This window comes from Phytobacter sp. SCO41 (genome assembly GCF_003073275.1).
GTDB lineage: Bacteria > Pseudomonadota > Gammaproteobacteria > Enterobacterales > Enterobacteriaceae > Phytobacter > Phytobacter diazotrophicus.
On sequence record NZ_CP027225.1, the window covers coordinates 820,578 to 843,990 of the forward strand.

The 23,413-nt window shown below is 54.2% G+C and carries 23 protein-coding genes; 18 read left to right on the forward strand and 5 right to left on the reverse strand.

Translation table 11 applies throughout. The features are described 5' to 3' along the window. Positions 1–964 precede the first annotated feature (964 nt). The 10 genes from C5523_RS04065 to hybG all read left to right on the forward strand — a co-directional run bounded on the left by C5523_RS04065 (position 965) and on the right by hybG (position 9,727). Positions 965–2,614, forward strand: a complete 1,650-nt coding sequence (locus C5523_RS04065; protein WP_039078068.1) for a methyl-accepting chemotaxis protein — start codon at positions 965–967, stop codon at positions 2,612–2,614. A 65-nt stretch (positions 2,615–2,679) separates the two neighbouring features. Then, complete coding sequence (locus C5523_RS04070) at positions 2,680–2,967, forward strand: DUF2623 family protein (RefSeq protein ID WP_071194553.1); 288 nt, start codon at positions 2,680–2,682, stop codon at positions 2,965–2,967. A 227-nt stretch (positions 2,968–3,194) separates the two neighbouring features. Further along, positions 3,195–4,322, forward strand: coding sequence for a hydrogenase 2 small subunit (gene hybO / locus C5523_RS04075; RefSeq protein ID WP_052249210.1), 1,128 nt, complete (start codon positions 3,195–3,197; stop codon positions 4,320–4,322). Positions 4,323–4,324: 2 nt separating this feature from the next. Beyond that, complete coding sequence (gene hybA, locus C5523_RS04080) at positions 4,325–5,308, forward strand: hydrogenase 2 operon protein HybA (protein ID WP_107223714.1); 984 nt, start codon at positions 4,325–4,327, stop codon at positions 5,306–5,308. Next, complete coding sequence (hybB, locus tag C5523_RS04085) at positions 5,298–6,470, forward strand: Ni/Fe-hydrogenase cytochrome b subunit (RefSeq protein ID WP_039078065.1); 1,173 nt, start codon at positions 5,298–5,300, stop codon at positions 6,468–6,470. The genes hybA and hybB overlap by 11 nt, the downstream gene beginning before the upstream one ends. Beyond that, positions 6,467–8,170, forward strand: a complete 1,704-nt coding sequence (hybC, locus tag C5523_RS04090) for a hydrogenase 2 large subunit (protein ID WP_108700631.1) — start codon at positions 6,467–6,469, stop codon at positions 8,168–8,170. The genes hybB and hybC overlap by 4 nt, the downstream gene beginning before the upstream one ends. Further along, positions 8,170–8,664, forward strand: a complete 495-nt coding sequence (locus C5523_RS04095; protein WP_039078063.1) for a HyaD/HybD family hydrogenase maturation endopeptidase — start codon at positions 8,170–8,172, stop codon at positions 8,662–8,664. The genes hybC and C5523_RS04095 overlap by 1 nt, the downstream gene beginning before the upstream one ends. Next, positions 8,657–9,133: a hydrogenase-2 assembly chaperone gene (gene hybE / locus C5523_RS04100; protein ID WP_079497109.1), complete on the forward strand. Its 477-nt coding sequence runs from the start codon at positions 8,657–8,659 to the stop codon at positions 9,131–9,133. Before C5523_RS04095 ends, hybE begins: the two co-directional genes overlap by 8 nt. Then, complete coding sequence (gene hypA / locus C5523_RS04105) at positions 9,126–9,470, forward strand: hydrogenase maturation nickel metallochaperone HypA (RefSeq protein ID WP_071194557.1); 345 nt, start codon at positions 9,126–9,128, stop codon at positions 9,468–9,470. Before hybE ends, hypA begins: the two co-directional genes overlap by 8 nt. A 2-nt stretch (positions 9,471–9,472) precedes the next feature. Beyond that, complete coding sequence (gene hybG, locus C5523_RS04110; protein WP_071194558.1) at positions 9,473–9,727, forward strand: hydrogenase maturation factor HybG; 255 nt, start codon at positions 9,473–9,475, stop codon at positions 9,725–9,727. Here the strand turns inward: hybG and fucR are convergent. From fucR to C5523_RS04130, 4 genes are all read right to left on the reverse strand, one after another. Further along, positions 9,718–10,440, reverse strand: coding sequence for an L-fucose operon activator (gene fucR / locus C5523_RS04115; protein WP_071194559.1), 723 nt, complete (start codon positions 10,438–10,440; stop codon positions 9,718–9,720). The two genes, hybG and fucR, sit on opposite strands and share 10 nt — an antisense overlap. Beyond that, positions 10,437–11,423, reverse strand: a complete 987-nt coding sequence (locus C5523_RS04120) for a sensor domain-containing diguanylate cyclase (RefSeq protein ID WP_039078058.1) — start codon at positions 11,421–11,423, stop codon at positions 10,437–10,439. Before C5523_RS04120 ends, fucR begins: the two co-directional genes overlap by 4 nt. Before the next feature lie 134 nt (positions 11,424–11,557). Continuing rightward, entirely contained in the window at positions 11,558–12,427 is an 870-nt protein-coding gene (gene yghU, locus C5523_RS04125; protein ID WP_071194560.1) for a glutathione-dependent disulfide-bond oxidoreductase, read from the reverse strand. A gap of 74 nt (positions 12,428–12,501) precedes the next feature. Next, positions 12,502–13,056: a thioredoxin domain-containing protein gene (locus tag C5523_RS04130; RefSeq protein WP_071194561.1), complete on the reverse strand. Its 555-nt coding sequence runs from the start codon at positions 13,054–13,056 to the stop codon at positions 12,502–12,504. Positions 13,057–13,330: 274 nt separating this feature from the next. On the opposite strand from C5523_RS04130, the gene C5523_RS04135 reads away from it, so the two are divergent. The 5 genes from C5523_RS04135 (at position 13,331) to C5523_RS04155 (ending at position 19,846) form a co-directional block, all read left to right on the forward strand. After that, positions 13,331–14,257, forward strand: a complete 927-nt coding sequence (locus C5523_RS04135; RefSeq protein WP_071194562.1) for an aminoimidazole riboside kinase — start codon at positions 13,331–13,333, stop codon at positions 14,255–14,257. Positions 14,258–14,409: 152 nt separating this feature from the next. Beyond that, positions 14,410–15,927, forward strand: a complete 1,518-nt coding sequence (locus C5523_RS04140; RefSeq protein WP_071194563.1) for a carbohydrate porin — start codon at positions 14,410–14,412, stop codon at positions 15,925–15,927. 69 nt (positions 15,928–15,996) lie between these two features. Continuing rightward, on the forward strand, positions 15,997–17,367 hold the full coding sequence (locus C5523_RS04145; protein ID WP_071194564.1) for a sucrose-specific PTS transporter subunit IIBC: 1,371 nt from the start codon (positions 15,997–15,999) through the stop codon (positions 17,365–17,367). Continuing rightward, on the forward strand, positions 17,367–18,776 hold the full coding sequence (locus tag C5523_RS04150) for a sucrose-6-phosphate hydrolase (RefSeq protein WP_071194565.1): 1,410 nt from the start codon (positions 17,367–17,369) through the stop codon (positions 18,774–18,776). The genes C5523_RS04145 and C5523_RS04150 overlap by 1 nt, the downstream gene beginning before the upstream one ends. A 29-nt stretch (positions 18,777–18,805) precedes the next feature. Next, the gene (locus tag C5523_RS04155; RefSeq protein WP_039078051.1) at positions 18,806–19,846 is read left to right on the forward strand and encodes a substrate-binding domain-containing protein; all 1,041 of its coding nucleotides are present in this window, start codon (positions 18,806–18,808) and stop codon (positions 19,844–19,846) included. 63 nt (positions 19,847–19,909) lie between these two features. Here C5523_RS04155 and C5523_RS04160 read toward each other — a convergent pair whose 3' ends face one another. Further along, positions 19,910–20,503 (reverse strand): TetR/AcrR family transcriptional regulator, encoded by a 594-nt coding sequence (locus C5523_RS04160; protein WP_071194566.1) that lies wholly within the window; start codon positions 20,501–20,503, stop codon positions 19,910–19,912. Positions 20,504–20,617: 114 nt separating this feature from the next. Between C5523_RS04160 and C5523_RS04165 the strand changes: the two genes are divergently transcribed. The 3 genes from C5523_RS04165 (at position 20,618) to C5523_RS04175 (ending at position 23,262) form a co-directional block, all read left to right on the forward strand. Beyond that, positions 20,618–21,202, forward strand: a complete 585-nt coding sequence (locus C5523_RS04165) for an NAD(P)H-dependent oxidoreductase (RefSeq protein WP_039078049.1) — start codon at positions 20,618–20,620, stop codon at positions 21,200–21,202. Between the two features lie 388 nt (positions 21,203–21,590). Continuing rightward, a complete protein-coding gene (locus C5523_RS04170; protein ID WP_071194567.1) occupies positions 21,591–21,932 on the forward strand; it encodes a helix-turn-helix domain-containing protein in 342 nt (113 codons plus the stop codon). Further along, positions 21,922–23,262 (forward strand): type II toxin-antitoxin system HipA family toxin, encoded by a 1,341-nt coding sequence (locus tag C5523_RS04175; RefSeq protein WP_071194568.1) that lies wholly within the window; start codon positions 21,922–21,924, stop codon positions 23,260–23,262. The genes C5523_RS04170 and C5523_RS04175 overlap by 11 nt, the downstream gene beginning before the upstream one ends. The last annotated feature ends 151 nt before the right edge of the window (positions 23,263–23,413 follow it).

Here is a 23,413-nt window from a genome sequence, read left to right on the forward strand (position 1 = left end):
ATTCGCTTTATGGGGTTATCAGGTGCTGAAATAGATTGTCGACACTGAACTCCGACGAAGGGGCTCTGGGCGTTGAGGTTATATTGTGTTTAAGACGTTACGGCAAGGTAAAATAGGCTTGCGCAAATGCTTCATATCGACAGTGCTGTCGGCGATGCGGCATGCGAGCTTTTCCGGAAGATGCGCAAATTTTCTGAGAAAATTCTTAGGTTATGACGTTCGTGCACCGTTGTTGCTATGAGACGGAAAAACGATAAATTATATTTATTGAATATGATCGAAATAACAGTTGGCTTTCCACGCTTCCCGTCATCCTGCCTGCGCAGTGTCACTTTCAAAGCAATGCGCTGTTCCATTTATCGCATTTTAATCAGAAGGTTACCATTCTCTCTGGACGTCACGGTGGAGACCGCCTTTTGTCACCATTACGGGTAACAAAAAACGCATTAACATTACAAATGGCATGGTTATTGTTTCTTTGATTTTATTTATGGCAGCATGGTTAATATTTATTTTTGTATTTTATTATGATTCTTACATCTTTGTTTTAAATTTGAATGCGGTGTCGGTATGTTGTTATTTCATTTATTGGGTGTCTTTTTTTGTTTATTTATAATGTTTTTCTCAGATCTTTTTTAATTTTTGTTTTATTTATAAAAAACGTTTTGTATTTTTACTTTAATTACGGATGTAATAACTCATCAATAAATTTCTCTCATAATATAAAGCAGTTACATATAGTTTAGTTAGGTTGCTAACCTTAAAAATCGAATGATAAACCGCGCCTTGTTTTCAAAAAATAACATCCATAAGTGAAGGTAAACCACGATGGGATATGGACAAATATTGCCCATTTTGTGATCAATTTTTTACTTTGAACCATACAAATTCCCTAAATGTTGCCGATAAAGGAATTAACTCTCAATTCCGAGTAAGCATGTCCTTTCACTGCAAGGAAATAATTATGCGTATGCTTCAAAACTTTACTATCCGAATCGTCATGCTGGTGATCCTGGGCATTTTTGGCCTGTTGTGGTCCGGCGTCGGTTTGTATAGCGTTTTCTCTCTTTCAAAAGTGGCTGATGGCAATGAAGTTGATCGCCAGCTTGTGTCACAGATGACGTTGCTTAGCCAGGGCAATGACCAGTATTTCCGTTTTGTTACGCGCCTTAGTCGTGCGATGGAGGCAAAAAGCGCAGGCGGTGCAGTCGATTTTGGTCCTGCACAGCAGTCGCTTGAGAGCATGGCGAAAAAACTCACCGAGTTTAAAGCTATCTCTCCAGGACCTATGGATCCCAAGGTATCAGAGCAGGTAATCGCTGCCTGGCAGGCACTGCTTGATCAGGGCATCACACCGCAGATGCAGGCGGCCCAACAAGGGTCGGTTGAAGCCTATCGTCAGCAGGCAAACACCGTGACCCCTGCATTGAGTCGGGCATTTGGCGCAACCACTGACAGCTTTAATAAAGCGGCAGGTGTTAGTCTTGACGAAACCCGTGTGATGGTTGACAGCCAGACCCACATCACCCGTGCGATTATTATCGTGGCAATGGTGCTGGGGTTACTGATTCTGCTATTCACCGACCGCTACCTGGTGACGATGCTGGTGAGACCGTTGGATGCCATTCGTGATCACTTCACGAAAATGGCGCAGGGTGACCTTAGCCAGCCAATCCCGGATTTTGGCCGCAATTGCGTAGGACGTGTCGTGCCCTTGCTGCGTGCGACTCAGGATAGCCTGCGAGATGCGGTCAGCTCTATCCGTAACGGTAGTGAGAATATCTGGCGCGGCGCGACCGAGATTTCCAGCGGCAACAATGATCTCTCTTCCCGTACCGAAGAGCAGGCGGCAGCGCTGGAACAGACAGCAGCCAGCATGGAACAACTGACGGCAACGGTGAAACTGAACGCCGATAACGCCAGCCAGGCAAGTGAATTGGCCGATGTCGCCTCCTCAACGGCGAGTAAGGGCGGCGCGCTGGTAGAGGAGGTCATCAGCACAATGGATGGCATCTCTCAAAGCTCGAAGAAAATTGCGGAAATCACTACGGTCATTAATAGCATCGCCTTCCAGACCAATATCCTGGCACTTAACGCCGCTGTTGAAGCTGCTCGTGCGGGTGAGCAGGGGCGTGGCTTTGCGGTTGTTGCAGGCGAAGTGCGTAACCTGGCCAGCCGAAGCGCGGGCGCGGCGAAAGAGATCGAATCGCTTATCGCGGACTCCGTTACCCGCGTGGAGAAAGGCGCCAAACTGGTCAATGACACCGGCACTACGATGGAAGGCATTCTGCGTGCGGTTACCGAAGTGACCACCATCATGAAACAGATTGCTGCCGCATCCGCGGAGCAGAGCAAAGGCATTTCGCAGGTAGGCGTCGCGATTACTCAGATGGATAGCGTCACCCAGCAGAACGCCTCGCTGGTAGAAGAAATTTCTGCTGCAGCGGCGGCGCTTGAGGTACAAACAGAAGAGTTGCAGCGTTCTGTACAACAGTTCCGTTTGTCTGCTAATGAGCAGGTCAATGTCGCGGCGCCGACAGCAGTGAAAACACCTGCCTTGCGCGGTACGGCTAAGAAAGCCGCTTCTTCGTCAGATGAATGGGTCGCGTTTTAAATAACACTGTTACTGCTCAAAATATCGCTATATAGTTATGTATATATCGGTTGAGGGCAGTAAGAATGGAAAACCATTTTGGCAAAGGGTTGATGGCAGGGCTTAAGGCAACACAGGCGGATGAAGCCAGTAGGGTCGCGCGTTTTTGTTCTGACTATAAACGCGGTTTTGTGCTCGGTTTTTCGCATCGTATGTTCGAAAAAACCGGTGACAGGCAATTGAGTGCCTGGGAGGCTGGCGTGCTGACGCGCCGCTATGGGCTGGATAAAGAGATGATCATGGATTTTTTCCGTGAGAGCCATTCCGGCACGGCGATGCGTTTTTTTATGGCTGGCTACCGGGCCGAACGCTAAGCATACCGGAACCGTTTTTACCCTTTTAGAAAGCCACTCTTCTGCGTGGCTTTCTTCGTTTTTATGCCCTGTGTAAACACCCTGTACTTTGTGACATACCACGCTGATATTGAATGTTTCGTTCGTATAGACACACTTTTTGTATGATTACTTGATCGCACGCGCACACCCATTGCTTAAATCCAGTGTAAAAACAGGGCTAATTTTTGGCAAAGGAATGACAATGCATGGCCGACGAAATTCCTCAACTGACTTCTTTTACCTCCTGCGGCATTAATCGTCGCGATTTTATGAAGCTTTGTACCGCACTGGCAGCCACGATGGGGCTTAGCAGCACTGCTGCTGCAAAGATGGCGCAAGCCGTCACCCAGAGCAGGCGCCCGCCCGTGGTCTGGATTGGCGCACAGGAGTGTACTGGGTGTACTGAATCGCTGCTTCGCGCAACGCATCCCACCGTTGAAAACCTCGTGCTGGAAACCATCTCGCTGGAGTACCACGAAGTACTGAGCGCCGCGTTTGGTCACCAGGTCGAAGAGAATAAACACCACGCTCTGGAAACCTATAAAGGACAGTACGTTCTGGTGGTAGACGGTTCGATTCCGCTTAAAGATAACGGCATTTATTGCATGGTGGCGGGCGAACCGATTATCGACCATATCCGTAAAGCGGCAGAAAATGCCGCGGCGATTATCGCGATTGGTTCCTGTTCTGCATGGGGCGGTGTGGCCGCAGCCGGGGTTAACCCCACCGGGGCGGTGGGCCTGCAAGAGGTGCTCCCAGGCAAAACGGTGATTAACATTCCAGGCTGCCCGCCAAACCCACACAATTTCCTCGCCACGGTGGCGCACATTATTACCTTTGGCAAACCGCCGAAGCTTGATGCGAAAAACCGTCCGCTCTTTGCCTATGGCCGCCTGATTCACGAGCATTGCGAGCGGCGTCCCCATTTCGACGCCGGACGCTTCGCCAAAGAGTTTGGCGATGACGGGCATCGTGAAGGCTGGTGCCTCTACCATTTGGGATGTAAAGGTCCTGAAACCTGGGGCAACTGTTCAACGCTGCAATTCTGCGACGTGGGCGGTGTCTGGCCGGTTTCCATTGGTCACCCTTGCTATGGCTGTAACGAAGAGGGCGTTGGCTTCCACAAAGGCATCCACCAACTGGCGCATGTTGAAAACACCACGCCTCGCGTTGATAAGCCACAGGTGAACAGCAAAGAAGGCGGCGTGATGTCGGCTTCCGCTGTCGGTCTGCTGGGTGGTGTGGTGGGATTACTGGCAGGCGTAGGGGTAATGACGGTGCGCGAGCTGGGCCGCCAGCAAAAGAAAAACAACGCTGACTCACAGGGAGAGTGACCGTGAACAGACGTAACTTTCTGAAGGTGGCCTCCGGCGGAGCGCTACTGGCGGGGGGAGCACTACCCGTTTCCGCCGCTGTGCATAACCGCCCGGCGATACCGGGCGCGTGGGGAATGCTCTACGACTCCACCCTGTGTGTCGGTTGCCAGGCGTGCGTCACCCGCTGTCAGGATATCAACTTCCCGGCACGTAACCCACAGGGCGAACAGACCTGGTCGAATAATGCCAAACTCACCCCCTATACCAACAATATTATCCAGGTGTGGCGTAGCGGTACGGCGCAGCATAAAGATCAGCCGACAGACGGTTATGCCTACATCAAAAAACAGTGCATGCACTGCGTTGACCCGAACTGTGTTTCTGTCTGTCCGGTTTCGGCCCTGAAAAAAGATCCCAAAACCGGCATCGTCCATTACGACGCCAGCGTCTGTACCGGTTGCCGCTATTGCATGGTTGCCTGTCCCTACAACGTGCCGAAGTACGATTACAACAACCCCTTCGGCGCGCTGCATAAATGTGAGCTCTGTAATCAGGCGGGCGTGGAGCGGCTCAACAAAGGGGGGCTGCCGGGGTGTGTCGAAGTCTGCCCAACCGGCGCGGTGATTTTCGGTACGCGCGAAGCGTTGCTGGCCGAGGCGCAAAAGCGTCTGAAACTGCAACCCGGCAGTGAATATTCTTACCCGCGCCAGACGCTGGATGCCAACGATCCTAACGTTCGCGAAGTCCCGAAATATCATCCGCACCTTTATGGCGAGCATGAAGGGGGAGGCACGCAGGTCATGGTACTGACGGGCGTGCCTTATACCTGTCTGGGCTTGCCGGAGCTGGATGATATTTCGACCGGTGCGCGTTCAGAAAACATTCAGCATACGGTGTACAAGGGGATGATGTTGCCGCTGGCCGTTCTTGCGGGTTTGACCGCGCTGGTGTATCGCCATACCCGAAGCGATGACCATAAGGGAGGGGATGACGATGCATCATGATCCGCAGCCGCTTGGCGGAAAGTTACTCAGTAAACCGATCTATATGTTTGGGCCGCTGATCGTCTTGTGCGGGCTGTTTATCCTCAAGCGCCTGGTTTTCGGTCTGGGATCCGTTTCCGACCTGAATGGTGGGTATCCGTGGGGGATTTGGATCGCCTTCGACTTGCTCATCGGCACCGGTTTCGCCTGTGGCGGCTGGGCGCTCGCCTGGATGGTCTATGCCTTTAATCGTGGCGAATATCATCCGCTGGTGCGCCCGGCACTGCTGGCCAGCCTGTTCGGTTATTCGCTGGGGGGCTTATCCATTACCGTCGACGTTGGTCGTTACTGGAACCTGCCGTATTTCTACATTCCGGGCCATTTTAACGTCAACTCGGTGCTGTTCGAGACTGCGGTGTGCATGACGATTTATATCGGCGTGATGGCGCTGGAGTTTGCCCCTGCTTTGCTGGAGCGTCTGGGCTGGAAGGTGTCACTAAAACGGCTCAATAAAGTGATGTTTTTCATCATTGCGCTGGGTGCGTTACTGCCCACCATGCACCAGTCGTCAATGGGATCGCTGATGATTGCCGCCGGACACAAAGTGCATCCGCTATGGCAAAGCTATGAAATGCTGCCGCTTTTCTCGTTGCTGACGGCGTTTATTATGGGCTTCTCCATCCTCATTTTTGAAGGTTCTTTGCTACAGGCGGGGTTAAAAGGAAACGGGCCGGATGAACGGCACCTGTTCAGTAAACTTACCGGTACGTTGAGTGTGCTGTTGGCGCTGTTTCTGGTGGCGCGCTTTGGCGAGCTTATCTGGCGTAACAAACTGTCGTTCGCTTTTGCCGGGGATGGTTACAGCCTGATGTTCTGGGCCGAAATACTGCTGCTGGCTTTCCCGCTGGTGGTGTTTCGTGTGCCACGCCTGCGCAACGACGCCCGGTTCCTGTTTACCGGTGCGGTGAGTATGCTGCTGGGTTGTGCGCTGTGGCGTCTGTCCTACTCTTTACTGGCATTCAACCCCGGTGACGGCTACCACTACTTCCCAACGGCTGAAGAGCTGATCATTTCCATTGGTTTTGTGGCAACGGAGATTTGCGCGTACATCCTACTTATCCGCCTGTTACCCATAATTCCTCCGTTAAAACAATCAGAAAGCCATGAGGCGAGTAAAGCATGAGTCAACGTATCACCATCGATCCGGTGACCCGTATTGAGGGTCATTTACGCATTGATTGCGAAATTGAAAACGGCGTGGTTTCCCGTGCCTGGGCATCGGGAACCATGTGGCGCGGAATGGAAGAGATTGTGAAGGGGCGGGATCCGCGCGACGCGTGGATGATCGTGCAGCGCATTTGCGGCGTTTGCACCACCACCCATGCGATTTCCTCGGTGCGTGCGGCGGAAAGCGCGTTGAAAATCAATGTGCCGCTAAACGCTCAGTACATCCGTAATATTATTCTGGCGGCGCACACCACCCACGACCATATCGTGCATTTCTACCAGCTTTCCGCACTCGACTGGGTAGATATCACCTCGGCTTTGCAGGCCGATCCGCAAAAAGCGTCGGCATTGTTAAAAGGCATCTCGAACTGGTCGCTAAACAGCGCCGAAGAGTTCGCCAAAGTGCAGCAGAAAATCAAAGCGCTGGTTGCCAGCGGGCAGTTAGGTATTTTCGCCAACGGTTATTGGGGACATCCGGCAATGAAACTGCCGCCGGAAATTAACCTGATTGCCGTGGCGCACTATCTGCAGGCGCTCGAGTGTCAGCGTGATGCCAACCGCGTGGTGGCGTTGCTTGGTGGCAAAAGCCCGCATATCCAGAACCTGGCGGTTGGCGGCGTGGCTAACCCGATTAACCTCGATGGGCTGGGCGTGCTCAATCTTGAGCGCCTGATGTACATCAAAACCTTTATTGACCGGCTGGAAGACTTTGTCGAGCAGGTTTACAAGGTCGATACGGCGGTGATCGCGGCGTTCTACCCGGAATGGCTGACGATGGGCAAAGGCGCGATTAACTATCTGAGCGCGCCGGAATTCCCTACTGATGCCCAGAATGGCAGCTTCCTTTTCCCCGGCGGCTACATTGCCAACGGGGACCTCGCTACCCGTCGTGAAATCACTTCCCACAGTGACGAATACCTGATCAAGGGGATTCAGGAGAGCGCGAAACACGCCTGGTATAAAGATGAGGAACCGCAGGCGCCGTGGGAAGGGACGACCGTGCCTGCCTATACGGGCTGGCAGGACGAGGGCAAATACAGTTGGGTGAAATCCCCCACCTTCTATGGCAAAACCGTGGAAGTTGGCCCGCTGGCGAACATGCTCAATAAGCTGGCCGCGAAACGGGAAACGACCTGGGAAAAACTTAACGATATCATTGCTATCTACCAGAAACTTACCGGGAAAACCCTTGGCGTCGAGCAGTTGCACTCCACACTTGGCCGCGTGATTGGCCGTACCGTTCACGCCTGCGAGCTACAGCATATCCTGCAGCATCAATACAAGGCGCTGATTACCAATATCGGTAAAGGCGACCACGTGACGTTCGTGAAACCGGATATTCCGGCGACGGGCGAGTTTAAAGGGGTGGGTTTCCTGGAAGCGCCACGCGGTATGTTGTCGCACTGGATGGTTATCAAGGACGGCAAAATCAGCAACTACCAGGCGGTAGTGCCGTCGACCTGGAATGCCGGTCCGCGTAATGCTAATGGCGATATCGGGCCGTATGAGCAGTCGCTGATTGGCACTCCGATTGCGGATGCGAATAAACCACTGGAAGTGGTGCGTACCATCCACTCGTTTGACCCTTGCATGGCCTGCGCGGTGCATGTTGTCGACGCGGACGGTAACGATGTTGTCTCGGTGAAGGTGCTGTGATGCGTATTTTGGTACTGGGGGTCGGTAACATTTTATTGAGCGACGAAGGTATTGGCGTTCGCGTTATTGAAGCGCTGGAGCAGCGTTATGTCATGCCAGAAGGCGTAGAGGTGCTGGACGGCGGCACTGCGGGCATGGAGTTGCTGGAAGCCATGGCGAATCGCACCCACCTGATCATCGTTGATGCGATTGTGTCGCGCAAAAGCGAGCCGGGCGCGCTGCTTATCCTGCGTGATGAAGAGGTGCCGGTGCTGTTCAACAATAAAATCTCGCCCCATCAGTTGGGGCTATCTGATGTCCTTTCCGCCCTGCGCTTTACCGGCGAATTCCCGGATAACATTACCCTGGTGGGGGTGATTCCCCACTCGCTGGAGCCGAACATCGGGCTGACGCCAATCGTTGAGGCAAGCCTGGAGCCTGCGTTACAGGCGGTACTTATGGCGCTACAGGAATCCGGCGTAACACCGGCATTACGGGAGCGCGCGTATGTCTGATTTCCTCGGTTTTCAACATTCCCCGCATGAACTGGTGGAAGCAGCGTTTGCGCGCATTGCCACAGATGAGATGCAGGATTTGCCCTTTTTACATCCGACTATGCCGGTTTTTGTCCCCGGCTTTACGTTGTTTGAAGGGCAATGGATCGGCTGCGTATTGACGCCCTGGATGCTGAGCCTGGCTATCTTTCCCGGCCCGGATCAGTGCTGGCCCCCGCGAAAAGTGGGGGAGAAGATCGGCCTGCAACTTCCCTTTGGCGAGATGATGTTTACCGTCGGCGAACTGGATGGGATATCCCAGTACTGCGCCTGTTCACTGATGTCGCCGTTGGCGCACGATCTCTCCGTCGGGCAGGGGAAAACGCTGGCCCAGGATTGCCTGCGTATGGTGCTTTCTCTGCCGGTGCGTGACCCGCAGCTCAGCCGCCGAGCCCTGTTTGCTGGCCTTAAAGGCGGCGAGTATGCATGAGCTTTCCCTGTGCCAGAACCTGGTTGAGATCCTTGAACAACAGGCTCAGCAGCATGGGGCAAAGCGGGTAACGGGCGTCTGGCTGGAACTGGGGGCGTTTGCCTGTATCGAGGAGAGCGCCCTGCGTTTTGGCTTTGAGATAACCTGCCGGGGAACGGTGGCTGAAGGGTGTCAGTTGCATCTTTCACAGCGTCCTTCGCTGGCCTGGTGCTGGAACTGCAACGAAAGCGTTGAGGTGAGCGGGGATGAGGTGTGCCCGCATTGCCACAGCCCCGGCTTGCAGCGGGAAAACGACAGCGGCATGCAAATCAAAAGTATCGAAGTCGATCAGGAGTAACTATGTGTATTGGTGTGCCCGGCCAGGTGGTGAGCGTCGGTGAAAGCGCTCATCATCTGGCGCAGGTCGATGTCTGCGGCGTTCGCCGCGACGTGAATATTATGCTGGTGTGTGAAAGCGAACCCGCCGCGCTGCTTGGTCAGTGGGTGCTGGTGCACGTGGGGTTTGCCATGAGCGTGATTGATGAGGAAGAAGCCCTGGCGACGCTGGAAGCCCTGCGCGAACTGGATATGGATTTCACCGAACCTCAAAGATGAACCAGACCGGGTTTGGCATCGGTAATCATCTGGGTGACCAGCGCCAGATTACCGATTTTCGCCTCGCTGGCCCGGTAAAATTTACTTTTATCAATCAGCAATAAAGACTGATTTGCACGACGCAGAAGGTGCGCTTTATAGGTGGCGTTATATTTCGTTGAATCCCACATCTCCCCGCTGGCATCCACCCCTTCGCAGGAAAAAATAAACAGGTCGACCTCAAGCGATTTCAGCATTGTGACCAGCGCCGGGTTCACGTAGCAGCGATTTTGCCGCTCCAGCCGCCCGCCGGAGCAGATGAGATTGATATGCTGGCGGCGCGCCATCTCCTGGCAAACGGGCAGGCTGTTGGTAAAGACTGTCAGGGGGATATCCGGCAACTGGCGCGCCAGATGAAAACAGGTCGAACTGGCATCCAGCGCCAGCGTCATCCCTTGCTCAATCCAGTTCAGGGCGTGGCGGGCAATATCGGCTTTATCTGCATAATGGCTTTTACGCCGGGCGTAAAACGGCTCGCCATCACTCTGTTGCGGCGTGTGAAGTAATCGCGCCCGACCGTGGCGGCGCACAATTTTTCCCTGCGTCTGTAGCGCTTTTAGATCCCGACGGATGGTCTCTTTGCTGACGCCAAGCTGCACGGCGAGTGCGTCGGTGGTCAATGTCTCATGTTCTGCCAGTAGCTGAATCAACGAAGCCTGGCGTGTCATTTTCATGTCGGTTCCGCCTGCCGGTATGAAAGGGACAGCAGCGTGTGACCAATGGCTGCACCATTTTTACCGGTATGTTTTATCTGATACATCGACTGGTCTGCGCGGCGTAGCGCGTTAACAAAATCGTCGCCGCGCTGTACTTCATCAATACCGATGGATGCTCCCACCTGTGCCTCGCCATTATCCAGCTCGAAGGGCGTTAGCGCGGCGTGCAGGCAATTATGCGCGGTGCTGTTGATAAGCAAACTATTGAGCGCAAACGGTAGCAGCAGGACAAACTCATCGCCCCCCAGACGCCCTACCACTGACCCTTCCGGACAGGCTTCACGCAGGCGCCGACTTAACTGTATCAATAATTCATCACCACTACGGTGACCAAAGGTGTCGTTGACGACTTTAAAATCGTCCAGATCGATAAACGCTATGCACAACGGGCCAGCCGCCTTGAGCGTATCGAAATGATGAATCAGCGCGTGGCGGTTCGCCAGCCCGGTCAGCGGGTCGTGGTTCGCCAGCGCCGCGAGTTGCTCTTCATACTGCTTCTCTTTGGTCATGTCGATGTGGGTACCGGTGACCTTTAACGGCTTGCCGTCGCTGTCCCGGTCAGTGACACGCCCACGGTCCAGCACCCAGGTGACGGTGCCGTTTTTATGCTGCATACGGTGCAGCGCTTCATAGAACGGGGTTTTGCCGTTGAGGTGGTCATAAAACGCATCGAGAACGCGCTGGCGGTCATCCTCATGCAGGTGCTCTTTCCAGACATCAAAGTGGGCGCTGAGCTCTTTTGGCTGATAGCCGAGCATCGATCCCCAGCGTCGGTTGTAGATAATCAGTTTCCCGCTGGGCACATCAAGCTGCCATAAACAGAGGCCCGTGCCATCCAGCGCCGCGCTGAGCTTGTTACGGGCATCACGCGCAATTCGCACCAGACGGGCGTTATGCTTTTTCAGATTCTGGATCTGCTGTTTTAGCGCATTTTCAGACATTTGGCGTGATTATGGGTAAATAAAAGGCATTCTTACTGGTTATATCAGAGGTTGTAAATACGATGTGATAAAAACAGTCTCAGGCTGGCCTGGGAAAGGAATTCCCGGACGCTTGCCGTCCGGGAAGAGGGGGGTTAGCCGTTGCGTTTGTCTTCGGTGTGGGTGTCGAAATCGCTGGCATCGTGGCGTTCGTGCAACTGTTCGCTTGGCTCACCAAAGGTACGGTTGACCATACGCCCACGCTTCACGGCAGGACGCTCAGCAACCTCTTTGGCCCAGCGCAGAACATTCTGGTAGCCACTGGCTTCAAGGAACTCGGCGGCGTTGTAAACGTTGCCCAGCACCACGTTGCCATACCACGGCCAGATGGCCATATCGGCGATGGTGTATTCGTCACCCGCCACGAATTTGTGGGTTGCGAGCTGTTTGTCGAGCACATCTAACTGGCGCTTGGCTTCCATCGTAAAGCGGTTGATAGCGTACTCGATTTTCACCGGCGCATAATTATAGAAGTGGCCAAAGCCGCCGCCGAGGAACGGCGCAGAGCCTTGCAGCCAGAACAGCCAGTTCAGTGTTTCAGTCCGCCCGGCGGGGTCTTTGGGCAGGAAGTGACCAAACTTCTCTGCCAGATACAGCAGAATGGCGCCGGACTCAAATACGCGCGTTGGCGGGGTGGTGGAGTGGTCGCGCAGCGCCGGAATTTTGGAGTTCGGGTTCACGTCCACAAAGCCGCTGGAGAACTGATCGCCTTCACCAATGCGGATGAGCCAGGCGTCATACTCCGCCTCTTTCACGCCCTTCGCCAATAGCTCTTCGAGCATGATCGTCACTTTCTGGCCGTTCGGCGTACCCAGCGAATAAAGCTGTAGCGGGTGTTTACCCACGGGTAATTCTTTGTCATGGGTCGCGCCGGAAATAGGGCGGTTGATATTGGCAAACGCGCCGCCGCCGCTGTCTTTATCCCACGTCCAGACTTTTGGGGGCTGATAGGTGTTCTCTGACATGTTGACCTGCCTTTTCGTTAAGGTATTGAAGCAGTGTAGCAGCCGTCGGATAGGGGCGTGTTTCCCCGCTCCGATCAGGCCAGAATACGCGCCGCCCAGGCGCTGATATCATCACCGCTGCCCAGATCCGCCTGTACCAGTCCGTTGACTATAAAGGTGGGGGAGACGTGGATACCGTTCTGGCGCGCATACTTACAGTGCCATTTGATTTCCGCCTGCAATTCCGGGCGAGCAAAGGCTTCGCTCACCTTCACGCCGCTATAATTTTCAATTCGCTCGATGATCTGCTGCGGGGTGGCATCCATATTCGGGCCGCTGCAGTGGTCGGTAAACTCGAACTCTTCCCGGTGGTCGGCAACCGCCTGCATCACCTTATGTGCGGCATCGCGACCATTGGGCAGCGTGGAGGCGGCAAGAATGCAGCGCACAATGACGCCAGAAAACAAATGCCAGGGCTGCGATTGCAGGCGAATTTTTACCGTCACCTTGTCTTCACCCACTTCTTTTAGCAGCGCATCCAGTTTGTTAAACGCGCGCACGGAGAACGGACAGGTGGGTTCCAGAAAAACTTCAAAAGTGCGTGGGCCGTGACCCCAGACCAGCGGCTCGGCATGTAACGGTTGGCTCATGTTGACTCCTGATGGTTAGCACGATGTTGTGGCAGATGTGAACGTTGCGATGACCAAAGAGAATATCAGGATGTGATTTCGTGAGGCACTGGAATTGATGAATTTGGCAGGAGTGACGGCTAAACCGCCCAAAAAGCCAATGCCACAAGCAGACCGCCAGGCGAGACCCTGTGTTTGATGTAGCGCACCTCATTTTGCATTGGTAGCAGAATAGATTTGCTTTGCTAAACCGGTTTAATTAGATTTTAGCGATACATTCTACTGGGAGAAAACCATGTCAGCTCAAGTCTGGTGTCTGGGTGATGCCGTTGTTGATCTGTTGCCAGAGGGCGACGGGCGATTAATGCAGTGCGCGGGGGGAGCTCCGGCCAATGTCGCCGTTGGCATTGCGCGGCTGGAAGGGAAAAGCGGTTTTATCGGCCGGGTGGGGCAGGATCCTTTTGGCAAATTTATGTACGACACGCTACGTCAGGAAAAGGTGAACACGGATTATATGACCTTTGACGAGGCACAGCGGACATCCACCGTTGTCGTCGCCCTTGACGACGAAGGCGAGCGTTCCTTCACCTTCATGGTGCGCCCCAGCGCCGATCTTTTCTTGCAGGCTGATGATTTGCCAGCTTTCCGGCAGGGGGAGTGGTTACACTGCTGTTCTATTGCGCTCTCGGCTGAACCTTCGCGGACCACGACGTTACTCGCCATGCAGCGCATACGTGAAGCAGGCGGCTTCGTCAGTTTTGATCCTAATATTCGAACCGATCTCTGGCAGGATCCGCAGATGCTGCAGCGGTGTCTGGAGCGTGCCTTCGCTCTGGCCGATGTGGTCAAACTCTCAGAAGAAGAGTTGGCTTTCATGACGGCCTCCACGGATTTACGTGTCGCGATGAAAACGCTGGCAGAACGTTTTGCGATCAAACTTTTGCTGGTCACTCAGGGCAAAGCTGGCGTGCAGGCGCTCTTCCAGGGCGACATTTTCCATTATCCCTGCGTGCCCGTAACTAGCGTGGATACCACCGGTGCGGGTGATGCCTTTGTGGCCGGGTTGCTGTGGCAACTGGCGCAAACAGGTTTACCCCAAAGCGAGCCAGATCTGGCATTGGGCCTTAAGTATGCGCAGCGATGCGGTGCACTGGCGACCACGGCGAAAGGGGCGATGACCGCGTTGCCCCATCTTGCGGCTTTGATGGCGCCGCAGGGCTGATTTCCATAACGATTTGCGACCCTCCTCACATTCACTAAACCGGTTTAGCTAATTTGTTTGCAGGTTGAAATTAACCACGATTATGATTCGCGACTAAACCGGTTTAGCAAAATATTCAGCACTCTTACCTCTTTCATAGGGACGCAAAAACAATGAGAAAAAGCACGCTCGCTATCACGCTTGGTTTGTTAATGGGGTCGGGTTCTGCCCTTGCAGCAGAGGCGGGAAACAGCAGCATCGAGGCGCGCCTTGCCGCGCTGGAACAACGTTTACAGGCCGCCGAACAACGGGCGACTAACGCAGAAAAAAGAGCAGAAGCCGCCGAGTTGCAGGCAAAAAAGGTGGCAACCGAGCAGCAGAAAACGCAGACCACCACGGCTGAGGTGGCGCAGCGCACCACGCAACTGGAGCAGAAATCATCACAGGAAGGTGGCTTTGAGTTCCATGGCTATGCCCGTTCGGGGCTGCTGATGAGCGACTCCGCGGCTAAAACCCAGGGTGGGCCAGGGATGACGCCAGCCGGTGAAACGGGTGGACATGTCGGGCGTCTGGGCAACGAACCGGATACCTATGTTGAGATGAATCTTGAACATAAACAGACGCTGGCTAACGGCGCCACCACGCGCTTTAAAGTGATGCTGGCCGACGGGCAGCGCAGCTACAACGACTGGACGGCATCGAGCAGCGACCTCAACCTGCGTCAGGCCTTTACCGAGCTGGGCCATCTGCCCACCTTCACCGGCGCGTTTAAAGACACTACCGTCTGGGCGGGAAAACGCTTTGACCGCGATAACTTCGATATTCACTGGCTTGATTCGGACGTGATTTTCCTCGCCGGGACCGGCGCAGGTATCTATGACATGAAGTGGAGTGATAACGCGCGTAGCAACTTCTCCCTCTATGGCCGCACCTTTGGCGATATCGAAAACAGTGAAAATAATGCCCAGAACTACATCCTGACGCTGAACAACTACTTTGGCCCGGTGCAGGCGATGGTTAGCGGCATGCGTGCAAAAGACAACAACGACCGCCTTGACCTCGATGGCAACAAAGTGAAAAGCGATGCGGCTAACACCGGTGTCCATGCGCTGTTAGGGCTGCACAACGAAAGTTTCTATGGCTTGCGTGAGGGGATGTCGAAAACCGCGCTGCTTTACGGCCATGGCCTCGGTGCTGAGGTGAAAACAGTAGGGGCGGATGGCGCGCTGTTACCTCAGGCCGATACCTGGCGTCTGGCGACCTACGGCATGACCCCACTGGGTGGTGGCTGGCATATTGCCCCTGCGGTACTGGCACAGAGCAGCAAAGACCGTTACGTCAAAGGCGACAGCTACGAGTGGGCGACGGTTAACATGCGACTGATACAGGAACTGACGCAGAATTTCGAGATGCAGTATGAAGGCAGCTATCAGTACATGGATCTCAAACCGGAGGGGTACAACAGCCGCAATGCGGTCAACGGCAGCTTCTACAAACTCACCGTTGCGCCAACATTGAAAGCGGGTGATGTGGGTGAGTTCCTGAAACGTCCGGAACTGCGTCTTTTCGCCTCCTGGATGGACTGGGATCACAAGCTGGACAACTATGCCAGCGATGATGCTTTGGGTAGCAACGGCTTTAAGTCTGGCGGCGAATGGACCTTCGGCGTGCAGATGGAAACCTGGTTCTGATAATGAAGCCCCGTTAAGGGGCTTCTTGACGCGCTAATTATTACAAATCTCCATAAAACAGGGGCTTATATGGACTTTGAACAGATTTCCCGCTCGCTCTTACCGCTGCTGGGCGGTAAGGACAATATCGTCAGCGCAGCGCATTGCGCTACGCGACTGCGGCTGGTTCTGGCGGAAGATGCCAAAGCAGACACCACGGCGATCGGTAAGGTTGAAGGGGTGAAAGGTTGTTTTCGCAATGCCGGACAGTTGCAGATTATTTTCGGCACTGGCGTGGTGAATAAAGTCTATGCCGCCTTTATCAAAGAGGCGGGTATTGGCGAAACGAGCAAGTCCGAGGCCGCTGCCATCGCTGCCCGCAAACTGAATCCGCTCCAGCGCGCGGCCCGTTTGTTGTCGAACATTTTCGTCCCGATCATCCCAGCCATCGTGGCGTCGGGTTTGTTGATGGGGCTGCTGGGAATGGTGAAAACCTACGGCTGGGTCAATCCGGAAAACGCGCTCTATATCATGCTTGATATGTTCAGCTCTGCGGCGTTCATTATTCTGCCTATCCTGATTGGTTTCACCGCGGCGCGTGAATTTGGCGGTAACCCCTTCCTGGGCGCGACGCTGGGCGGCATTCTGACGCACCCGGCGCTGACCAACGCCTGGGGCGTAGCCGCCGGGTTCCATACCATGAACTTTTTTGGTATCGAAGTGGCGATGATCGGCTATCAGGGCACGGTCTTCCCGGTGCTGCTTGCCGTCTGGTTTATGAGTGTCCTGGAAAAACAGTTGCGCCGGGTCATTCCTGACGCGCTGGATCTGATTCTGACGCCGTTTTTGACGGTTATTATCACCGGTTTTGTCGCGCTGCTGGTCATCGGTCCGGCGGGGCGTGCGCTGGGTGACGGTATCTCCTTTGTGTTGAGCACGCTCATCACCCATGCCGGCTGGCTGGCAGGGTTGTTGTTCGGCGGTCTCTATTCGGTGATTGTCATTACCGGCGTGCATCACAGTTTCCATGCGATCGAAGCGGGGCTATTGGGCAACCCGTCCATTGGCGTGAACTTCCTGCTGCCTATCTGGGCGATGGCCAACGTGGCTCAGGGCGGTGCTTGTCTGGCGGTGTGGTTCAAAACCAAAGATGCCAAAATCAAAGCCATTACCCTGCCATCGGCGTTTTCGGCGCTTCTTGGCATTACAGAAGCCGCGATTTTTGGTATCAACCTGCGTTTTGTAAAACCCTTTATTGCAGCGTTGATTGGTGGGGCGGTTGGCGGTGCCTGGGTGGTCTCGGTCCATGTCTATATGACAGCCGTAGGGTTAACGGGCATTCCGGGCATGGCGATTGTACAGGCCAGCTCGTTACTGAATTATGCTATCGGGATGGTGATTGCTTTCAGCGTCGCCTTTGTTATCTCTTACCTGCTTAAATACAAAACGGACTCCGAATAATGACGCCATCAGCCCTGTTGCCGAAGATTTTACTGTCAGTACTTAAAGGCCAACCGAAAGCACTGCGAGACAGTCACTATCCGGCCTGGCATCTGGCCCCGGCGACGGGGCTGTTGAATGACCCCAACGGCTTTATCCATTTTCAGGGGCGGTTTCATCTGTTTTATCAGTGGAACCCGCTCGGCTGTCAGCATAATCACAAATGCTGGGGGCACTGGAGTTCAGCGGATCTACTGCACTGGCAGCATGAGCCGATAGCGCTGATGCCGGAAGAGGAGTATGACCGCAGCGGTTGTTATTCCGGTAGCGCGGTCGACAACCAGGGCGCACTGACGCTGTGTTATACCGGCAACGTGAAATTCGCCGGGGGTGGTCGCACGGCCTGGCAATGTCTGGCGGTGCAGAACGCCGAAGGCGGGTTTGATAAGCTGGGGCCCGTCATCGCGTTGCCGGAGGGCTACACCGGGCACGTCAGAGATCCGAAAGTCTGGCAGCATGAAAACCAGTGGTACATGGTGCTCGGCGCCCAGGATCTGGCGCTACGCGGCAAAGTGCTGCTGCTTCGTTCCGACGATTTGCACCACTGGCAGATGCTCGGCGAACTGGCGGGAAGCGGCCTCGGTGGGCTAGGCGACGCAGGGTATATGTGGGAGTGCCCGGACCTGTTCACTCTGGGCGCTGATACTTTCCTCATCTGTTGCCCGCAAGGGGTGGCACGTGAAGCGCACCGTTTCCTTAATACCCACCCGAGCGCGTACCTGAGTGGGGCATTCACCCCTGAACAGGCGACATTTGAACATGGCGCGCTGCATGAGCTTGACGCCGGATTTGAGTTTTACGCCCCGCAAACCACCTTAAGCGCTGACGGTCGGCGCCTGCTGGTGGGTTGGATGGGGGTGCCGGATGGCGAAGAGATGCGCCAGCCGACGGTAGCGCAGGGCTGGATCCATCAAATGACCTGCGTGCGCGAGCTTTCCAACCGTAACGGTAAGTTGTATCAACAGCCGGTCAGGGAATTGCAGGCGCTGCGCGAAAATGAGCGCCGTTTTGCAGGGCGTGTGGATGACGCACCGGTGATGGATGCCCGGAGCCTGGAGCTATGGGTCGAGAGCGAAGGTGAGCTGACGCTGAATATTGGCGATACGCTTATCCTGCACTGGCATAAAGACCATCTGCGTCTTGACCGTTGTAGCCTGGAAAATGGCGAATGGCTCTCGCGTTACTGGGACGGAGAGGCAAATGTGCTGCAAATTTTATGCGACAGCTCAAGCGTTGAGATCTTCATCAATGAGGGCGCTGGCGTAATGAGCAGCCGCTACTTCCCGTCACATCCTGCGCAAATAACCTTTAGCGGAAGTGGCGAACTGCGGGCGCAATACTGGTCGTTACGTCCTTGCATGGTAGAATAACAGCTTGTTTCATTAACCGATGCATTGTCGTGAGAAAAACAAAACGCGTTACCATCACTGATATTGCCGCGCTGGCGGGTGTCTCAAAAGCCACCGCCAGTCTGGTTCTCAATGGACGAGGTAAAGAGTTACGCGTGGCGCAGGAAACCCGTCAGCGTGTGCTTTCGCTTGCTCAACAGCACCACTATCAGCCGAGCATTCATGCCCGCCTGTTGCGCGAGGATCGCAGCCACACGCTCGGCCTGGTGGTCCCTGAGATAACCAACCACGGGTTTGCCGCCTTTTCTCATGAACTGGAAAACTTGTGTCGTGAGGCGGGCTTGCAGCTTCTTATCTCCTGTACCGATGAAAACGCCAGCCAGGAGTCGGTGGTGGTCAACAATCTGGTCTCCCGTCAGGTGGACGGGCTGATTGTCGCCTCCAGCATGCTCAACGACGCCGATTACCTGAAACTCAGCGAGCAACTGCCCGTTGTGTTGTTTGACCGCCATATGAATAGCACGCCGTTGCCGTTGGTTATCACCGATGCGGTGACACCCACCGCCGATCTGGTTGAACGTCTGGCCCGTGCGAATCCGGATGAAATCTACTTTTTAGGTGGGCAACCGCGACTGTCGCCAACCAAAGATCGTCTGGCGGGTTTCACGCAAGGGCTGGAGAGAGCAGGGGTGGCGCTGCGCCCTGAGTGGATTATTCACGGCAACTATCACCCCAGCAGCGGCTACGAAATGTTTGCCGCCCTGTGTGCGAAGCTGGGACGTCCGCCCAAAGCCCTGTTTACGGCGGCATGTGGGCTGCTTGAAGGGGTGTTGCGTTATATGAGTCAACACCATTTACTGCAAAGTGATATTCACATTGCCAGCTTCGACGATCACTATCTCTACGACTCTCTCACCTTGAGTATTGATACCGTCGAGCAGAACATTCCGCGCCTGGCGTATGACTGTTTTGACCTCATCACCCAGTTGATTGAGGGCAATGAGCCGACCGAACAACAACGCATTTTGCCCGCCACACTGCGCCTGCGTAATGAACGTTTGAAAAACGCAGCGCCTGGTCAGGCTGGCTGATGTAACGGCAACGTGTGTCACCATTTTGATAATACAAGGGGAAGGGGCTTCCCCTTGTGTTCATCATTGCTGGCTGCCACGCACCATCGTCACGATCGCCTGCACCAGTTCCTCCTTCGCCTGCTGTGCGCTGATTTTGCCAATCACTACCGCCCAGGATAACCCTTCTGCGGCACCGAGCATCGCCCATAGCGCGGGTGTTTGTAACGTATTGCCATTGCAGAAAGGGGTAAACAGCGCCCGGCATTTCTCGGTAAATGTCGTGGCGTAGTCCTGACGGATTTGCTCCAGTTCCGGCGTGCCGCTGAGTGCGGCAATGACACTTGGCATTTCGCGCCCCGATAGCAGCACACACTCAATGTACGCATCGGCAATGACCGCCGCGAGCTTCTCCAGCACAGGTTCTGTCTGGCTAAGCTGTGCGTCCATACGTGCCGTCGAGCGAAGATCATATTCCCGATAAAGTGCGGCAAACAGGCCCGAACGGCTGGTGAAATGATCATAAACCACCGGCTTTGTGATCCCGGCGCGTTCTGCGAGATGGCCGAGTGTCAGGGCTTCTGTGCCTTCTTCCCGAATGATATGCCAGGCCACCTCAATCAACTGGGTATAGCGTTCCTGCCGTGATAAACGCTGGCGTGTGCTCTGACTGCCCATCGTAAAAATTCTCCGTTGACATGCTTATATACCAAAGGTAAGTTACTATTGGTAGGTTACCTTTGGTATATAGAGTACGTTTGCTTACGCCATCCCGCAACCAGGAGTCGCCAAATGCATGCTTTAATCGTCGTTTCTCACCCGGATTCACACTCTCTGAGCCACAGTGTCGCTGCCGCCATGGCGAAAGGGATTACCACTCATCCGCAACACACCGCAGAGATTGTCGATCTCACCGCCGAAGGCTTTAACCCGACCTTCACCGCGCAGGACTTTGCCGCGTTCAAGCTTACCGCACCTGTCCCGGCGGATATTGTGGCAGAGCAGGCTCGAATTGATAAGGCTGATGCGCTGGTGCTGGTGTTCCCGGTCTACTGGTGGTCAATGCCCGCACTGCTGAAAGGCTGGATTGACCGCGTGTTTACCAACGGTTGGGCTTATGAAGAGACCGCCGAAGGAGAGGTGGTGAAAAAACTGGGCCGCCTGCCGGTCCATATTATTGGCCTTGGCGCGGCAAGCCAGGGTGCCTACGACCGGCACGGCTTTACCGCCGCCTTTCACGCGCAAATTGCCCACGGCATTTTTGATTACTGCGGTGCGCAGGTGAAAGCGTCTGAGCTGCTATTACTGCCGGAACTGGGAAGCGGGGAGGCGTATCTGGATAAAGCGCTGACGCTGGGGGAGAAGGTGTTTGGGTGAGGGGAGTAATGACCCGCCGAAAGTGCACTGTTTGAACAGCGAATTATCGTAAATGATCCAGTTAAATATCATGTATTTATGGATCGCTCAAATGAGCCGCCTGCGCCCAATACCGCGTTGTGTAAAACCATGCAGTTGTCTGAGCGGCGGGAATGAAAGCACCGCGCTGGCTGTGCACGACCGAAGGATTAACGCAGTTATAAGTAAAAGGCGCGCACTTACGTAGCACATCAACACTGAATATTTCGCACCTTAAAAGCAGCGCAACTTCAATAATGCATCTTTTAAGGTGCGTTTTTTGAGCGAACCCTCGCTTCCGAGTTTGAAATTCAGAAAAATGCACCTAAAATAAAACCTAACTAATTTAGTGACACTTTTAAGGTGCAGAATGAAGCGTTCTCAACAGGATTTACTCTCTTCTGAACAAAGCCTGCAACTCAGCGCGCTGGGGCGCAAGCTGGCTGAGAGTCGCATCGCCCGAAAAATGCGCCAGTCAGAAGTAGCTGTCCGTGCAAATTTGAGTCGAAACACCGTCAGTCGCATCGAAAATGGTGATGCCGGCGTCGCAATTGGTCAGATCTTTCGCTATCTCGATGTTATCCGTCCTGGTGCAACGCTAGCAGATGTGTTGACGAAACAAGATAACGTGGTAGATGCCATGGACGCTGCTGCTCGCCCTCGCCGGGCAAGGCCACTCAGCAGCAAGGAACTGGAAGAGTATGACTTCTGAAAAGACGTTAATGATCCACGCGTTTCTGCCGGGAGCAACCCAGTCGGTGCCTGCCGGGAAATTGCACTTGCAAGAAGAGGGTGTTGAGCTCCTGGCATCGCGTTTTGTCTATGGTCTGAAATACCTGAAACGAAATGGGGCGATTGAAGTAGATCCTGTCGGGTTAGGAATGTTGCATGGACAACAAGTAGCCAGACAGGAATTATTTGCGCAAGAATCAGCGCTATTTGGTGGTATCCGTGATGCTGCACCCGATGCATGGGGCCGTCGCGTCATTGAAGCCAAAAGGAGAGTACCGGCAAATTCGTTACCGGAGTCAGTGTACCTGCTTGAAGCAGGGCCCAACCGGACAGGCGCTTTAGATATTACTCCCGACGGAGAACCGGCCAGAGAGCTAAAGGACTCAGCGGATATCAAGTCACTGGGATATCTATTGGATGCAGCCGACCGAATTGAGAATGGCGTACCTTTGCCTGCAAATCTTCACGGGATATTCGATGCGGGTTCCAGTATGGGGGGGATGCGTCCAAAAGCCACGGTGGTGGTTGAAGATGGCAGTCACTGGCTGGCGAAATTCTCTTCCCGTACAGATCGAGGTTTTTGTTACCCGGCAGTAGAACATGCAACGCTAAGACTTGCACATTCAGCAGGACTCCATGTTCCCGAGACCCGCTTTGAGGATATTGGGGAGGGGCACTTTGCGATGTTGATTAAACGTTTTGATCGTGTTGGGTCTGGAGAGACGACAGGACGACGTCATTTCGTGTCTGCACTGACACTGATGAATATCCATGAAATGGCATCCATTGAAAGCAGTTATGCTGAACTCGCAGACGCTATGCGTCGCCATCTTAATGCGGGCTGCCTTGTTGAAGACTTAAAAGAGCTCTATCGCCGGATGATATTCAATATTCTGGTCAACAATGATGATGACCATTTACGCAATCATGGCTTTGTCCTGATGGAGTCGCCAGAGCAAACGCCAGTCAGAGGGATGCAAGAGCCTCAAACTGCCATCAATCTCGCGTGGCGTATCAGCCCATTATACGATGTGGTGCCTCGTCCGGTGCATTCCCACCATCGTCGTCTGCACCTTGGCGTGGGGGCTGCTGGTAAAGAGGCTACGCTGAGTAATGCGCTCACCTGGTGCGAGCGCTTTGGTTTAAGTCGGGCCGATGCTATTGCGGAAATTGATTCTATCTGGCGCGTAGTCAGAGAATGGCGCAATCATTTTGAAGAGTTGGGTATCGCAGGAAAAGATATTGATGCAGTGAGTTCTGCTTTTTTGCATGCACGGTATCTGGGGGGAGACGATGCCGGAATTGTTTAATGACTCGAAAACGCATTTTCTCTTGGGTTTTGCCTGCATTATGAGGCTCTTCGTTCTCCGAAAAGCTTTCTTCTAAAAGCGGGGCCGGGTGACTCAAGGAGTGAAGCTGCTCTTGGCAAAAACTGCCGCCCACATCGCAGGCGGCAGCGGC

Coding starts and splice junctions, on each gene's coding strand:
- C5523_RS04170 (WP_071194567.1), top strand. CDS start 21,591: ATGAAGCGTTCTCAACAGGATTTACTCTCTTCTGAACAAAGCCTGCAA.
- C5523_RS04095 (WP_039078063.1), top strand. CDS start 8,170: ATGCGTATTTTGGTACTGGGGGTCGGTAACATTTTATTGAGCGACGAA.
- C5523_RS04150 (WP_071194565.1), top strand. CDS start 17,367: ATGACGCCATCAGCCCTGTTGCCGAAGATTTTACTGTCAGTACTTAAA.
- hybO (WP_052249210.1), top strand. CDS start 3,195: ATGGCCGACGAAATTCCTCAACTGACTTCTTTTACCTCCTGCGGCATT.
- hybC (WP_108700631.1), top strand. CDS start 6,467: ATGAGTCAACGTATCACCATCGATCCGGTGACCCGTATTGAGGGTCAT.
- fucR (WP_071194559.1), bottom strand. CDS start 10,440: ATGAAAATGACACGCCAGGCTTCGTTGATTCAGCTACTGGCAGAACAT.
- C5523_RS04165 (WP_039078049.1), top strand. CDS start 20,618: ATGCATGCTTTAATCGTCGTTTCTCACCCGGATTCACACTCTCTGAGC.
- C5523_RS04120 (WP_039078058.1), bottom strand. CDS start 11,423: ATGTCTGAAAATGCGCTAAAACAGCAGATCCAGAATCTGAAAAAGCAT.
- hybB (WP_039078065.1), top strand. CDS start 5,298: ATGCATCATGATCCGCAGCCGCTTGGCGGAAAGTTACTCAGTAAACCG.
- C5523_RS04065 (WP_039078068.1), top strand. CDS start 965: ATGCGTATGCTTCAAAACTTTACTATCCGAATCGTCATGCTGGTGATC.
- C5523_RS04070 (WP_071194553.1), top strand. CDS start 2,680: ATGGAAAACCATTTTGGCAAAGGGTTGATGGCAGGGCTTAAGGCAACA.
- yghU (WP_071194560.1), bottom strand. CDS start 12,427: ATGTCAGAGAACACCTATCAGCCCCCAAAAGTCTGGACGTGGGATAAA.
- C5523_RS04160 (WP_071194566.1), bottom strand. CDS start 20,503: ATGGGCAGTCAGAGCACACGCCAGCGTTTATCACGGCAGGAACGCTAT.
- C5523_RS04145 (WP_071194564.1), top strand. CDS start 15,997: ATGGACTTTGAACAGATTTCCCGCTCGCTCTTACCGCTGCTGGGCGGT.
- C5523_RS04140 (WP_071194563.1), top strand. CDS start 14,410: ATGAGAAAAAGCACGCTCGCTATCACGCTTGGTTTGTTAATGGGGTCG.
- hybG (WP_071194558.1), top strand. CDS start 9,473: ATGTGTATTGGTGTGCCCGGCCAGGTGGTGAGCGTCGGTGAAAGCGCT.
- hypA (WP_071194557.1), top strand. CDS start 9,126: ATGCATGAGCTTTCCCTGTGCCAGAACCTGGTTGAGATCCTTGAACAA.
- C5523_RS04175 (WP_071194568.1), top strand. CDS start 21,922: ATGACTTCTGAAAAGACGTTAATGATCCACGCGTTTCTGCCGGGAGCA.
- C5523_RS04130 (WP_071194561.1), bottom strand. CDS start 13,056: ATGAGCCAACCGTTACATGCCGAGCCGCTGGTCTGGGGTCACGGCCCA.
- C5523_RS04135 (WP_071194562.1), top strand. CDS start 13,331: ATGTCAGCTCAAGTCTGGTGTCTGGGTGATGCCGTTGTTGATCTGTTG.
- hybE (WP_079497109.1), top strand. CDS start 8,657: ATGTCTGATTTCCTCGGTTTTCAACATTCCCCGCATGAACTGGTGGAA.